Raw genomic sequence first — 13,402 nt, forward strand, 5'->3', positions numbered from 1 at the left:
CATCTTGTAAGATTGAAGGCCGGCGATCATCTCGCCGGCTTTTCTATGTGTGGAGATAGTAGAGCTTGTTGACGATCATCCAGCGGCCCTCGATCTTCAGCATCGAGAGATAGTCGGTGAAGCGCATGCCGGCAAAATCGTCGCTGACCTTCACGCACGCCGCATCGCCGACGACGTCAAGCATCTGGATGTCCATATGCGGCTGTGTTGTGGGCGGTGCCGAACCTTCGGCGACGATCGCGGCGATGAATTCTTCCCGGTTCAGCCACTCGACCGCGTTCTCGTAGTGCCCGATGATGTCGCATTGCGGATGAAAGGCTTTCCGCAATGCAGCTTCGTTGGCGAAGGTCATGCCTTCGACATAGAGATGAACGACTGCTTCGATTGCTTGCTGATCCGACATGTCTCACCTCGCCAGAACATGTCCATAGCATAGTGCAGCGAATGGGTGCGGCAAGGTCGCCGAAGGATGCGGCACGCGTTTGAAGCTTCAACCTTTCGGCTAAAGGTTCGTCATCGCCAGCGATGCGTCGGAGTAGCGCTTGCCGGCGATTTGATCCAGTGGGACCGCTTCGTTGATCTGTGCCAGTTCGGACGCGCTGAGCACGATATCGGCCGCCGTTGCATTCTGTTCAAGATGATGGATCTTGCGGGCGCCGGGGATCGGCACGATGTCGTCGCCCTGATGTAGCACCCAGGCGAGCGCCAGTTGCGCTGCGGTCACGCCCCTTTCCGTCGCGAGCGTTTCGAGCTTGGCCACGAGCGCGGCATTGGCATCGAAATTATCGGACTGGAAGCGCGGCAGCTGGCGCCGGAAATCGTCGGCGCCAAGGTCCTCCGGTTTCTGGATCGTGCCGGTCAGGAAGCCACGCCCGAGCGGGCTATAGGGCACGAAGCCGATTCCCAGCTCACGGCAGGTATCGAGAACACCATTTTCAGGGTCGCGAGACCAGAGCGAATATTCGCTCTGCAGCGCCGCGATCGGGTGGACTGCATGGGCGCGGCGGATTGTGGCGCTGCCGGCCTCGGAGAGACCGAGCGCGCGCACCTTGCCTTCGCGCACCAGCTCCGCCATGGCGCCGACGGTCTCCTCGATCGGCACATTGGGGTCGACACGATGCTGGTAGAAAAGGTCGATCGTCTCTATGCCGAGGCGCTTCAGCGAGGCTTCGGCGACGCGCCTGACGTTTTCCGGACGGCTGTCGACGCCCGCAATTGCTGCCGGTCCTGACTTTTGGAGGTCGAGCCTGAAGCCGAACTTGGTGGCGATGACGACGCGGTCGCGCACCGGCTTCAATGCCCGGCCGAGAAGCTCTTCATTGGTATAGGGGCCGTATACCTCGGCCGTGTCGAAGAAGGTGATGCCCAGTTCGACGGCGCGCTGCAACGTCCTGATCGACTCGTTTTCGTCGCTGGCGCCATAGGCGAAGCTCATGCCCATGCAGCCGAGGCCGACGGCAGAGACTTCAAGGTTGTTTCCGAGTTTGCGGGTTTTCATGCGGAGGCTCCTCTGTCGAGCGAAATTCAAGCCGCGGGCCATGCCGGGTACGGAGGAAACTTAGCGCCCCGCCAGTCATCAAAAAATACGTGCAATACATAACAGGCTGTTCTAGCAATTAGATCAATGAACCGGACCCAGCTCGCCCAACTCGCCGTTCTTGCCGCCGTTTCCGAGCGGCGAAGCTTTCGCGCCGCCGCCAAGGAATTGCAGATCGCGCCTTCGGCGGTCAGCCATGCTATCTCCAGCCTGGAGGAGAGCCTTGGCGTCCGGCTTCTGGCGCGCACGACCCGCAGTGTCGCGCCGACGGAGGAGGGGCGTCTTCTGCTGCAGCGCCTGAAGCCGGCGCTGGACGAAATCGGGATCGCCCTGGAGGCGGTCACCGAAGCCGCTGGAAGGCCGGCCGGCAATCTGCGCATCAGCGCACCGCGTTTTGCCTCGGACATCCTGCTTGCACCGAGGCTCGGCGAATTCCTGAACCGCTATCCTGATATCACCCTCGAAATCGCCAATGAGGATGGCTTCACCGATATCGTGCGTGAGGGGTTCGACGCCGGCATCCGTCTGGAGGAGAGCCTAGAGGCGGATATGATCGCCGTGCGCGCCTCGCCGAACCTGACGACGGTGATTGCCGGCTCCCCTGAGTATTTCGAACGCCACCCCAAACCTCTGCACCCCTGCGATCTCGTCCACCATCGCTGCATCAAGCGGCGCTTCACGAACGGCACGATCTATCGCTGGGAGTTCGAGAAGGACGGGCAGGAGCTCGTCGTTGCAGTCGACGGTCCTCTGATCGTCAGCGAAGACAGGCTGGGATTGATCGCGGCGCTGAATGGCGCGGGGCTCGCCTATCTGTTCGACCTGCGCGTAGAGGATGAACTGGCGAGCGGCAAGCTCGTCCGCGTGCTGGAGGACTGGTGCTCGCCCTATCCGGGAATGTTCATCTACTATCCGAGTCGGCGCCAAATGCGGCCGGCTCTGCGCGCCTTCATCGACTTCTTCCGATATAGCCCATAGGCTTGTCGGCACACGGGTGGTCTGCAGCGCGCCGATCAGGGAGGATCGCATGGAAGCAGGAGGCGGTGCATGAAGAAACCTGGATCGATGAAGGGTTTGGAGGAGCTCGGACGTGCGCGGCTTTCGAAGAATTTCTTCCTCCGCGATTTCCTGCATTCCGAAATCGCCGATTTCTATCGTATTGCGAACATCCCCGAGAATCCCGATCTGGCGATCGAAGCGGGGAAGCGGCTTTGCGAAGAGCTGCTGGAACCGCTGCAGGCGACCTTTGGTCGGCTGCACATCCGCTCCGGCTATCGCTCCGCAGAGGTCAACCAGTTCGGCAACCGCAACAACCTCAACTGCTCGTCGAACGCCGCGACGGCCGCCGATCACATCTGGGATCTTCGCGATTTCGACGGCTGCATGGGTGCGACCGCCTGCGTCGTCGTCCCGTGGATGATCGACAACTATAGCAACGAAGAGGACTGGCAGAGACTTGCCTGGTGGATCCACGACCATCTGCCCTATGCGTCGCTCTGCTTCTTCCCCAAGCTCTGGGCTTTCAACATCCAGTGGCACGAGCGACCACGGCGCGTGATCCAGAGCTACGTCAGGCCGCGCGGCATATTGACGAAGCCGGGGATGGGAAACTGGGAGGGCACTCACGCCGGGTTCTATGAGGGCTTCCCGCCACCTAGAAATTGATGCGATAGCGAATATGCCCGTCGCTTTTGACGTAACTGTCGTAGAGCGCCCGCGCCGTCTTGTTCTGCTCGCTGGTGTGCCAGTAAAGCCGCGACCAGCCGTTCTTCGTGCAGAGCCAAACGAGGTCGTCCATCAAGGCTCGCCCCACACCCTTGCCGCGTGCAGCCGGATCGACGAAGAGGTCTTCGAGATAGCAGTCCTTGGCGCGGATCCAGGTGCCTTCATGCGTCAGGCTGAGCGTGAAGCCCATCACCTTGCCATCCACCTCGGCGACGCGCATGAAAATCGCCGACGCCGGATCGAAGACCCGGCGCCACGTCGCATCGGTGATGTCAGCGTCGACCGTGACTTCGTAGAAGGCGAGATAGTCGGCCCAAAGCTCACGCCAGCGCGCTTCGTCCTCGGGCTTCGCGTCGCGGATTGTCACGGTCATTGCCTCTCCCCCGTCAGGCGCCGGCCTTGTCGAGTAGCGCCATCGCGTCGTCGGACAGCAAAAGCGTCGCGGACTTGGTCAGGCTCTCAAGTTGGGACAGGCTGGTAGCACTGGCGATTGGCGCCGTCACGCCCTTCTTTCTGAGCAGCCAGGCCAGCGCGATCTCTGCCGGCTTGGCGCCGGTTTCCGCAGCAACCTTGTCGAGTGCAGTGAGGATGCGCAACCCCTTGTCATCGAGATATTGTGCCACCCGGCCCTCGCGGGCGCGGCCCTCCGTATCGGCCTTCGTGCGGTACTTTCCGGAGAGAAAGCCGGCAGCAAGGCTGAAATAGGTGATCACGCCGATATCTTCCTTGAGGCAGAGATCGGCCAACGGTCCCTCGAAGCTTGCACGCTCATAGAGATTGTATTCCGGCTGGATCACATCGTAGCGCGGCACGCCGGCCTTTTCGGCGGCATCGAAGGAGGCCTGGAGTTGCGTGGCGTCGAGATTGGAGCAGCCGATCGCGCGAATCTTGCCCTGCTGCTTCAGCTTGGCAAAAGCGCCGAGCGTTTCCTCGTAGGGCGTGTTCTCGTCGGGCCAATGCGAGAGGTAGAGATCGATATAGTCGGTCTGCAGCCGGCGCAGCGAATCCTCGACCGCCTTCAGGATATAGGTCTCCTTCAGCGTCTTGCCCTGGCCCATGTCGGAGCCGACCTTGGTGATGACGACAGCCTTGTCGCGGGAGACCTTGCCGCGCTTCAGCCACTTGCCGATGATCTCTTCGGAATCGCCGCCCTTGTTGCCCGGCGCCCAAGCCGAATAGACGTCGGCCGTGTCGATCGTGTTGAAGCCTGCGTCAAAGAAGGCATCGAGAATGTCAAAGGAGGTCTTCTCGTCGGCGGTCCAGCCGAAGACGTTGCCGCCGAAGACGATCGGGGCGATCGAAAGGCCAGTTTTTCCAAGACGGCGCATGTCCATGGCGCTCTCCTAAAGTGCTGAATTGATTGAAATCGCTGACGCGGCAGAACGTCGCCGGGAGTTAACCTAGCGCGGCCGACACCCGATGGAAACCTGCTCCTTGAATTGTGATCGCGCCATTGCGCCGCCGTCGCCGCCTTACTAAGGTGCGCAAAAATCGAACCAGGAGGACCCAGGCTATGCTGCGTTTTGGTATTCTTTCGACCGCGAAGATCGGCCGCGAACTCGTTGTCCCCGCCATCCAGGACGCGGAAAACTGCGTCGTGACGGCGATTGCCAGCCGCGATCTGGCGAGAGCCCGGGAGATGGCGGATCGCTTTTCCGTTCCGCACGCCTTCGGTTCCTATGAGGAGATGCTGGCCTCCGACAAGATCGATGCCGTCTATATCCCGCTGCCGACCTCGCAGCACGTCGAGTGGACGATCAAAGCCGCCGATGCCGGCAAGCATGTGCTCTGCGAAAAGCCGATTGCGCTGAAGGCCGATGAGATCGACAGCCTGATTGCTGCCCGCGATCGCAACAAGGTTCTCGTCACCGAGGCCTACATGGTCACCTTTGCGCCGGTCTGGCGGAAGGTTCGCTCGCTGATAGCGGATGGCGCGATCGGCACGCTCCTGCATGTCCAGGGCGCATTCACCTATTTCAACCGCGACCCCGGCAACATGCGCAATATTCCGGAGCTTGGCGGCGGCGCGCTTCCCGATATCGGCGTCTATCCGACGATCAGCACACGCTTCTCCACCGGCAAGGAGCCGCTGCGCGTCCAGGCCGTCACTCGCCGCGACCCGGAGTTCGGCACCGACATCTATTCGAGCGTCAAGGCCGATTTTGGCGATTTCGAACTGACTTTCTATGTCGCCACACAGATGGCGAACCGCCAGGTCATGGTCTTCCACGGCACCGATGGCTTCATCGAAGTGAAGTCACCGTTCAACGCCGACCGCTGGGGCGCCGAGGAGATCGAGCTCACCAATCGCAACCACAATGAATCGACCGTCTTCCGCTTCCCCGACAGCCGCCAGTACAAGCGCGAAGCCGAAGCCTTTGCGCGCGCCGCCAAGGGTGAGAATGAAGAGGTTGTGACGCTGGAAAGCTCGAAGCTCAGCCAGAAATTCATCGACGCGATCTATCGCGCCAGCGAAAAGGACGGCTGGGAGCCTGTCTGAGGACTATTCGGCGCGGAAGACGAAGCGAGAATAGCCGAAGAAACTGAGAACGATCGATGCGGCGGTGGCGAGGACCATCGCCGCGATCGGCTGCACATCCGGCAGCGTCAGCAGCACCGCTGAATAGAGTCCGTAGTTGACGAGAGCCACCGTCACACCCACGGAGCCATAGCGAAACCCCTCCACGGCAAGCGAATGTTCAGAACGATCGAACGTGAAAGTTCTGTTGAAGATCCACGTGGTCGCCATTGCCAAAGCGATTGCGATCAGGCGCGCCAGGAATGGACCTAGCGGCGTGATGCGCAGCAAGAGCGCAAGTACGCCGGCATCTATAAGAAAGCCAAGGCCGCCTGCGATGCCAAAGCGGAGCAGTTTTTTCATCTGATGCCAGCCTTGGTCGGCAGCTGTCGGGGGGCGTCGAGAGCATCCACCAGCAGAAGCGTCTGCTCGCGCGGGCGAGGGGACGCCAGGCCCATATAGTGGATGCGAAGCTGCTCCGCGCGGGCGCGCGAAACAGAATCGAGGATCACGCCGGCGGTAAACATCATGAACGACACCATCATCAGTGCCATGGACAGGACCCATGTCGGCATCCGGCTGACAAGACCCGTTTCGAAATATTCGACGAGAACGGGCGTCATGAATCCGAGACTCGCTGACATAAAAATCGCGCTGATGATGCTGAAAAATACGAAGGGTCGCGTCTCCTTCATCAGCATCGCAAACATCCAGAGGATCTTCGCGCCGTCCTTGAAGGAGGAAAGCTTCGAGTGAGAACCCTCCGGTCGGCGGCCGTAATCCAGTTCCAGCTCGCTGACGGGCAGTTTCAGGCGCGACGCATGCACGGACATTTCCGTCTCGATCTCGAAGCCTGCAGAGACCGCGGGAAAGCTCTTGACGAAACGGCGCGAGAACACGCGGTAGCCCGAGAAGATGTCGGTGAAGTCAGTGCCGAAGATCGTTCGGTACAGCATGTTGAAGATCTTGTTGCCGAAGGCGTGACCCTGTCTGCCGGCATCCGCATGCACGCCGCGCCGCGTGCCCACGACCATGTCGGCGCGCTCGGTCAGCAGCGTGCGGATCAGTTCCTCGGCATCGTCAGGCGAGTATGTCCCGTCGCCATCCGCCATGATATAGATGTCGGCATCGATGTCGGCGAACATGCGCCGGACAACGTGACCTTTGCCCTGCCGCCGTTCGCGCACGACATGGGCGCCGGCAAGCATCGCGTGGAGCGCGGTGCCATCCGTGGAATTGTTGTCGTAAACATAAATAGGAGCGCCCGGGAGCGCGGACTTGAAGCCCCGAACAACGGCGCCGATCGTCGCGGCCTCGTTGTAGCAGGGCAAGAGCACGGCAATATTCAGATTGTCGATACGCGATCCAGTCATGATCACACCCGTGGCGAGAAATCCACACGAGAATAGATGGCGGCCGTTAACAAGTAGCTATGAAATCCGCGAAAACCGGCTGTCAGCAGGGCTTTTACGGTTTCTTGAGGGGAGAGGGGTAGGATCTCTGCACTCAAACGGTGAGATCCGCTTCATGACGAATGTTGCCCAGATGGTTGATGCTCCCGCATCGGTATCGTCGGCTGCCAAACTGCGCACCATGATGACCGGGCTATGGCCATCGGTGCTGCTCTACAGCACCCTTCTTGTTGCTGCGATCCTCGCATTGAAACTGCCCGGCGCAACGGACTATGTCGGCGCCGACAACGATGACGGAATGCGGCTGGTCGAAGTGCGCGACTTCCTGAACGGGCAGGGCTGGTTCGACCTGATGCAGTATCGCATGGGGCTCGGCGCGGGCACGCTGATGCACTGGTCCCGGCTCATCGATCTTCCAATCGCGACGCTGATCAGGTTCTTCGGTTTGTTTCTGTCGCCGGAGCGCGCAGAAGTGCTTGCACTCGCCGTCTGGCCGCTTTCGCTGACCATCCCCAGCCTGTGGGCCATGGGCCTTGCAGGCCGCCGCATCGGCGGCACGTTCGGAATGCACATCGCGTTGGGCCTGACCGCATTTCTCTTGGTTCCGAGCAACCGCTTTCTGCCGGGCGCAATCGACCACCACAACGCACAGTTCGCGTTGGTCGCCATCATGACCGCGATGTTGCTCGACGAAAACTATCGGCCGCTGAACTATGCCATAGCCGGTTTGGCGGCCGCGACTGCAATTGCAATCGGGGCTGAAACGACGCCTTTCGTAGCAGCGGTATGCGTTGTTGTCTCGGTTTCGTGGGCCTGGGAAGGCGAGCCGTTTGCGCGTGCAGCCAAGGCTTTCGGGCTCGCATTGGCTCTGTCGATCAGCCTGCTTTTCTTCGGCACCGTTCCGCCGCGTCTCTATTCGGCAGTCACCTGCGATAATCTGTCGCTCGGCTATTACAGCCTCGCTGCGATCGGTGGCGGGCTGTTGCTCTTTGCCGCCACTTTTGCAAGCAAGGCAAATCGGTTGTTACGATTCACTGCTCTGGGCGGGATCGGCGCGGTCGTGCTTGCCTCCGCCATCACGATCGCTCCCCAATGCCTCCGCAATCCGCTGGCTGATCTCGATCCGCTTCTTGTCAAGCTCTGGCTGGACCGCGTCCAAGAGGCACAGTCGATCCTTGCACTCAATAGGCAGGAGCCCTTTACGCTAGGCTTCTACTATTCGACCGGTGTCTTCGCACTCACCGTCTGTGTCTTCCGCCTCGTTTGCGGGGATCGGGTGCGGGTCCATCTGGTCTTGCTTTTTCTCCTCGGCGTGAGTTTGGCAATCGCCGCCGTTCAGGTACGCGGCACGATGTTTTCCAATCTTCTCGCAATCCTGCCGCTGACATTGCTGATCATCGACCTGCGCCGGATGTCGGCCGGCGATAGCGAAAATGTTGCAGCCGCCTTCTGCTATCTTTCCACGGTTCTCATGAGCGTGGCGGCGGTTTGGGGGCTCGTCGGAGGGCTTATCGGCATGCAGGTGGAGAATGGCGAAAGCGTCCTCCAGCCAGCATCCACAAAACCGTCCTGCACATCGAAGTCGTCTCTGGCGCCGTTGACTGAAGGGCCCGCGGGCCTTGTGGCTGCGCCGTCCGACGTAGGCGTCGCGATTCTCCGCTTTACGGATAATCGGATACTGGCCGCGCCCTACCATCGAAACCAGGGGGGCATGCTGACGGAACTGCATATCGGCTTGGCGGAGCCACGGGAAGCGGAGGCGTTCCTGAAAGGCGCGGGCGTCACCGTCCTCGCCTTTTGCGCCGACAATCCGCAGACAAAGGAGCTTGCCAAGCTGAAGCCGGATGGCCTCTACGCGCAACTGGAGAAAGGCGTCGTCCCGGCTTATCTGAAACCCATGCCGACGCCTGATGGCGCACCAATTCGGTTCTTCCGTTATGTGCCTGTTGGCTCGTAGATTTAGACGAAGCGCCGACGATCGCGCATGCGGTCGAGAGTGTAGAGACCGAGAAGGCAGATCAGAAGGCCGCTGTCGTAGCAGCCAATAGCCGCTGCGAGATCAAGAATGGATGTGGTCGAGACCCAGGCTGCGCAGGCATAGACCGCGCACACAAGGAAGCCGACCAACACCATCGAAAATATCGAGCGCATTGGTGCGGTAACGAAACCTAGTGTGGTGGCCGTCAGAGCGATCATCAGCATCTCCTCGTTCGCGCACTATAGCTCGGTCTGTCTTTTCGAACAATTAATCGAGCCGCTTGTTACCGCTTTCCCCAGTGTTTGCAATCGACACAGTCGCAATGTGCGGCACAACGGACGACCTAAGTCAGCCCGAGAATGCTTTCTGCTGTGGTACCGGTCGCATGGACCCGAGAAATTCGCAGCGGCAGCATCGAACCGTCGGACACCGAGGCAAAGGTAAGGGTCTGCCCGGATGCCATGGTGACGACCAGCTCTCCTCCAATGCCGACATAAAGTGCCCTCGTGATTTCGACGAGGTCGAGATTGTCATTGGGGAGGACGGCGAAGCCGGCGCTCGCAGGGCCGGTGAGCGAGGGCGCATGGGAGGCGAAGCGATCAGACATGGTAACTCCTCTTGTCGTTTGCCCGATCATCGCATTGCAGGGATTACCGGGGAAAACTGAGAGGTAGTCGATCGTCGACTTTCCTGATCGTCATGCCTAAGTCTTTATCGTGTATGAGAAAATGGCTGCGCCATCCCTTCTCTTTGCCGGAGCGCAAGAAAAATCGTCCCCTTTTGGAGGCTGCTCTTTGTCGCCTCATCGGCTAAAACAGTACTATGAGCAATGTCTTCGAGAATGATTCGCCGAGCAATCTTACCGAGTACTCGGTCTCGGAACTTTCCGGCTCGATCAAACGCACCGTCGAGACTGCCTTCGACCAGGTGCGCGTGCGCGGCGAAATTTCCGGATACAGGGGCCCCCACTCTTCGGGTCATGCCTATTTTTCTTTGAAGGATGATCGCGCGCGTATTGATGCCGTCGTCTGGAAGGGCACGTTCTCGAGGCTGAAATTCCGTCCCGAGGAAGGGATGGAGGTGATCGCCACTGGCAAGGTGACCACGTTCCCAGGCTCATCGAAGTATCAGATCGTCATCGAAACGCTCGAGCCGGCCGGCGCTGGCGCGCTGATGGCGCTGATCGAAGAGCGCAAGCGCAGGCTTGGCGCCGAAGGCCTGTTCGACCCGTCCCGCAAGCGGCGGCTGCCGTTCATGCCGAGGGTGATCGGTGTGGTGACCTCGCCGACCGGCGCTGTCATTCGCGATATTCTCCACCGCATTTCCGATCGTTTCCCGGTTCACGTCATTGTCTGGCCGGTAAAAGTGCAGGGCGACGGCTCCGGTGAGGAAGTCGCGAATGCGATCCGTGGCTTCAACAGCTTCGATGTGCGTGGGGACATGCCGCGCCCGGATGTCCTGATCGTCGCGCGTGGTGGCGGCAGCCTCGAGGATCTCTGGAGCTTCAACGACGAAATCGTTGTGCGCGCCGCGGCCGAGAGCCAGATTCCGTTGATCTCGGCAGTCGGTCACGAAACCGACTGGACCCTGATCGACTACGCTGCCGATGTCCGTGCGCCGACGCCGACCGGTGCGGCCGAGATGGCGGTTCCCGTGAAGGCCGAACTGGAGGCCCAGACGGCGGCGCTTGCCGCGCGTCTGCAGGGCTGCATGAGCCGCCGCATGGATCATCATCGCCAGTCCGTACGGGCCTTGATCCGCGCCCTGCCGTCGCTGGATCAGTTGCTGGCTCTGCCGCGCCGCCGCTTCGACGAGGCGGCCGCCGGTCTTGGTCGCGGCCTTGAACTCAACACGATCAACAAGCGCCGTAGCTTCGAGCGCACCGCCGCGCACTTGCGTCCCGATGTCCTGTCGAACCGCATCACCGAGCGTCGCCAGTTTCTGAACGAACGGATGACCCGCGCCGAGCGGACGATCGAGCGCCTTATCGATCGATCGAGAGCACGGGTTGGCCGCGCCGACGCTACCTTTGCGGCACTCCCGGCACGCCTGAAAACGCAGACCGCTCGCCTGCGCGACCACCTCGCCAATCTGTCGCGTCACGCCGATACGGCGGTAAGGCACCAATTGACGCGCGCGCGCGGCGAACTCACGGCTCAGGATCGCGTGCTACAGTCTCTGTCTTACAAGAATGTGTTGAAGCGTGGCTACGCGGTCATTCGCGACGACGAAAACAAGCCGGTATCACAAGCGGCGATGTTGTCGTCGGGCATGGGCATTTCCATCGAGTTTGCGGATGGTCATGTGGGCGCGGTGACGACCGAAGGCGGGGCTGCGCCGTCCACGCCCAGGAAGCGAGCCATCAAGCCGCAAGATGAGCAAGCCCCGCCGAAACAAGGAAGCCTATTTTAGGTAGGCACCGGCGGCTTCATTCCAGCAGCGGCATCATTGAAATGCAACATATACGTGTCAATCTGTTCCTAAACGGGAGGGAGAGACATGAGGCTTGCATCGTTCAATGTCGAAAATCTGTTCGACCGCGCAAAGGCGATGAACCTGGAAACCTGGGCCGACGGCCGGGCTGTTCTCGACCGCTTTGCCGAGTTGGAGAAGTTGCTGGGTCAGGTCGCCTACAGCGAGGTCGACAAGGCGCGCATGGCGACGCTGATTGTCGAGCTCGGCATGGAGAAGAGCGATACTGGCCCCTTTGTCATCCTTCGCCGCAACAGGGGCAATCTTCTGAAGCGGCCAACGGCCGGCGGCGTGGTTATCACCGCCAATGGCCGCATTGATTGGGTGGGATCATTGGAATTGCGTGACGAGCCGATCAACGAGATCGCCATGCAAAACACCGCGCGTGTCATGGGCGATCTGGAGGCCGATATTCTTGGCATCGTCGAAGTGGAGAGCCGGCCGGTCCTGACGGCCTTCAACACGCAGGTACTGCCGGCCGTTGGTGGCAACCCCTTCACGCAGGTCATGGTGATCGACGGCAATGACGAGCGCGGTATCGATGTCGGGCTGATGACGCGAAAAGGCTTCGCGCTCGACATTATGCGCAGCCACGTCGACGATAGGGGCGCGGCAGGCAATCCGATCTTCTCGCGCGATTGCCCCGAATACTACGTGACAACGCCCGAGGGAACGACGCTGCTTGTCATGGTCAACCATTTCAAGAGCAAGGGTTTCGGCAGCGCCCAGTCGTCCGATGCTCGCCGGCATGCGCAAGCGCAACGGGCGCGAGAGATCTATGAGAAGCGTATTGCCGAAGGATTGGAGCACATCGCCCTGATCGGCGACCTGAACGACACGCCGGACAGCGCTCCTCTTGCGCCGCTGAAGGACAGCACGCTCCGGGATGCCTTTGCGCATCCGACGTTCGACGATGGCGGCTTTCCCGGTACTTTCGGGCTTGGCAACGCCGGAAACAAGATCGACTACCTTTTCCTGTCGCCGAAGCTTTTCGAGAAGGTTGAGCGCGGCGGCGTTTTCCGCAAAGGCGCCTGGCCTGGAAGTCGACCAAAACGCTGGGAGACCTATCCGGAACTGACCGAGCCGAAACACGCCGCATCGGATCATGCGGCCATCTGGGTCGACCTGAACATCTGAGGCCAAAGACCGGAAGGCGTTGTCTTCCGCGCCCCCGACGCCGGTGATGGGCGCGATAGGCCCGGCTACTCGAATGTCGCCAGGAACTTGCGCAGCAGGGTGTCGAGCTGCGCCTTCTCCTCCGCGCTGAAGCTCTGCGTCAACCGTTGCTGATTGGCGACGTGGGCTCCGACGGCATTTTCCACGGCGGCAAGTCCCGCTTCGGTCAGGGCGATGAGGACGCTTCGCCGATCGTCGGGATTGAGAACGCGCTCGACCAACCCGGCTTTCTCCAACTGATCGATCCGGTTGGTCATGGTGCCGGAACTGACCATCGTCATTGAGAGCAGATCGCCGGGTGAGAGCCGATACGGCGCGCCGGAACGCCTGAGGGTTGCCAGCACATCGAAGGACGAGGAGGAAAGCCCCTGCTGCTGCAGCACCTGGTCCACCTCGCGGGAGAGGTGGGTGGTCAGCCGTTTCAGCCGGCCCATGATGCCCATCGCCTCGGTATCGAGGTCGGGGCGTTCTCTGCTCCATTGCGCAAGTATCTTGTCGACGCGATCCATCGGCTAGTCCGTTCTTTTGAGGAGACTGTTATCACCGCATATCTTGACGTCAAGATAAATGGCGCTAGGATATAT

At 60.6% G+C, this 13,402-nt stretch carries 15 protein-coding genes; 6 read left to right on the forward strand and 9 right to left on the reverse strand.

Annotated elements, in window-relative coordinates:
• Positions 1-43: 43 nt before the first annotated feature.
• The gene (locus tag NBG89_RS18270; RefSeq protein WP_431321099.1) at positions 44-403 is read right to left on the reverse strand and encodes a nuclear transport factor 2 family protein; all 360 of its coding nucleotides are present in this window, start codon (positions 401-403) and stop codon (positions 44-46) included.
• 99 nt (positions 404-502) lie between these two features.
• Positions 503-1,498, reverse strand: a complete 996-nt coding sequence (locus tag NBG89_RS18275; protein WP_431321100.1) for an aldo/keto reductase — start codon at positions 1,496-1,498, stop codon at positions 503-505.
• A gap of 126 nt (positions 1,499-1,624) precedes the next feature.
• On the opposite strand from NBG89_RS18275, the gene NBG89_RS18280 reads away from it, so the two are divergent.
• Together NBG89_RS18280 and NBG89_RS18285 are read left to right on the forward strand one after the other, a co-directional pair.
• Positions 1,625-2,515, forward strand: coding sequence for a LysR family transcriptional regulator (locus NBG89_RS18280; RefSeq protein ID WP_431321101.1), 891 nt, complete (start codon positions 1,625-1,627; stop codon positions 2,513-2,515).
• Between the two features lie 69 nt (positions 2,516-2,584).
• Entirely contained in the window at positions 2,585-3,202 is a 618-nt protein-coding gene (locus tag NBG89_RS18285; protein ID WP_431321102.1) for a hypothetical protein, read from the forward strand.
• Here NBG89_RS18285 and NBG89_RS18290 read toward each other — a convergent pair.
• The gene (locus tag NBG89_RS18290) at positions 3,192-3,635 is read right to left on the reverse strand and encodes an N-acetyltransferase family protein (RefSeq protein WP_431321103.1); all 444 of its coding nucleotides are present in this window, start codon (positions 3,633-3,635) and stop codon (positions 3,192-3,194) included. The genes NBG89_RS18285 and NBG89_RS18290 overlap by 11 nt on opposite strands.
• A gap of 13 nt (positions 3,636-3,648) precedes the next feature.
• Positions 3,649-4,596: an aldo/keto reductase gene (locus tag NBG89_RS18295; RefSeq protein ID WP_431321104.1), complete on the reverse strand. Its 948-nt coding sequence runs from the start codon at positions 4,594-4,596 to the stop codon at positions 3,649-3,651.
• 179 nt (positions 4,597-4,775) lie between these two features.
• Between NBG89_RS18295 and NBG89_RS18300 the strand changes: the two genes are divergently transcribed.
• The gene (locus NBG89_RS18300; protein ID WP_431321105.1) at positions 4,776-5,762 is read left to right on the forward strand and encodes a Gfo/Idh/MocA family protein; all 987 of its coding nucleotides are present in this window, start codon (positions 4,776-4,778) and stop codon (positions 5,760-5,762) included.
• Positions 5,763-5,765: 3 nt separating this feature from the next.
• Here the strand turns inward: NBG89_RS18300 and NBG89_RS18305 are convergent, their stop codons facing one another.
• Both NBG89_RS18305 and NBG89_RS18310 read right to left on the reverse strand, forming a co-directional pair.
• Complete coding sequence (locus NBG89_RS18305) at positions 5,766-6,143, reverse strand: GtrA family protein (RefSeq protein WP_431321106.1); 378 nt, start codon at positions 6,141-6,143, stop codon at positions 5,766-5,768.
• Entirely contained in the window at positions 6,140-7,153 is a 1,014-nt protein-coding gene (locus NBG89_RS18310; protein WP_431321107.1) for a glycosyltransferase, read from the reverse strand. The genes NBG89_RS18305 and NBG89_RS18310 overlap by 4 nt, the downstream gene beginning before the upstream one ends.
• A 154-nt stretch (positions 7,154-7,307) precedes the next feature.
• On the opposite strand from NBG89_RS18310, the gene NBG89_RS18315 reads away from it, so the two are divergent.
• Complete coding sequence (locus tag NBG89_RS18315) at positions 7,308-9,149, forward strand: hypothetical protein (RefSeq protein ID WP_431321108.1); 1,842 nt, start codon at positions 7,308-7,310, stop codon at positions 9,147-9,149.
• A gap of 2 nt (positions 9,150-9,151) precedes the next feature.
• Here NBG89_RS18315 and NBG89_RS18320 read toward each other — a convergent pair whose 3' ends face one another.
• Entirely contained in the window at positions 9,152-9,388 is a 237-nt protein-coding gene (locus NBG89_RS18320) for a hypothetical protein (RefSeq protein WP_431321109.1), read from the reverse strand.
• Between the two features lie 125 nt (positions 9,389-9,513).
• Positions 9,514-9,777 carry a spike base protein, RCAP_Rcc01079 family gene (locus NBG89_RS18325; RefSeq protein ID WP_431321110.1) on the reverse strand — a complete coding sequence of 88 codons (264 nt, stop codon included), beginning with the start codon at positions 9,775-9,777 and terminating at the stop codon, positions 9,514-9,516.
• Positions 9,778-9,992: 215 nt separating this feature from the next.
• On the opposite strand from NBG89_RS18325, the gene xseA reads away from it, so the two are divergent.
• Both xseA and NBG89_RS18335 read left to right on the forward strand, forming a co-directional pair.
• On the forward strand, positions 9,993-11,582 hold the full coding sequence (xseA, locus tag NBG89_RS18330) for an exodeoxyribonuclease VII large subunit (RefSeq protein ID WP_431321111.1): 1,590 nt from the start codon (positions 9,993-9,995) through the stop codon (positions 11,580-11,582).
• Between the two features lie 87 nt (positions 11,583-11,669).
• Positions 11,670-12,779 carry an endonuclease/exonuclease/phosphatase family protein gene (locus NBG89_RS18335; protein WP_431321112.1) on the forward strand — a complete coding sequence of 370 codons (1,110 nt, stop codon included), beginning with the start codon at positions 11,670-11,672 and terminating at the stop codon, positions 12,777-12,779.
• A 65-nt stretch (positions 12,780-12,844) separates the two neighbouring features.
• Here the strand turns inward: NBG89_RS18335 and NBG89_RS18340 are convergent, their stop codons facing one another.
• Positions 12,845-13,327 (reverse strand): MarR family winged helix-turn-helix transcriptional regulator, encoded by a 483-nt coding sequence (locus tag NBG89_RS18340; protein WP_431321113.1) that lies wholly within the window; start codon positions 13,325-13,327, stop codon positions 12,845-12,847.
• Between the last annotated feature and the right edge of the window lie 75 nt (positions 13,328-13,402).

Source organism: Rhizobium sp. YTU87027 (assembly GCF_050644135.1).
Taxonomy (GTDB): Bacteria; Pseudomonadota; Alphaproteobacteria; order Rhizobiales; family Rhizobiaceae; genus Rhizobium.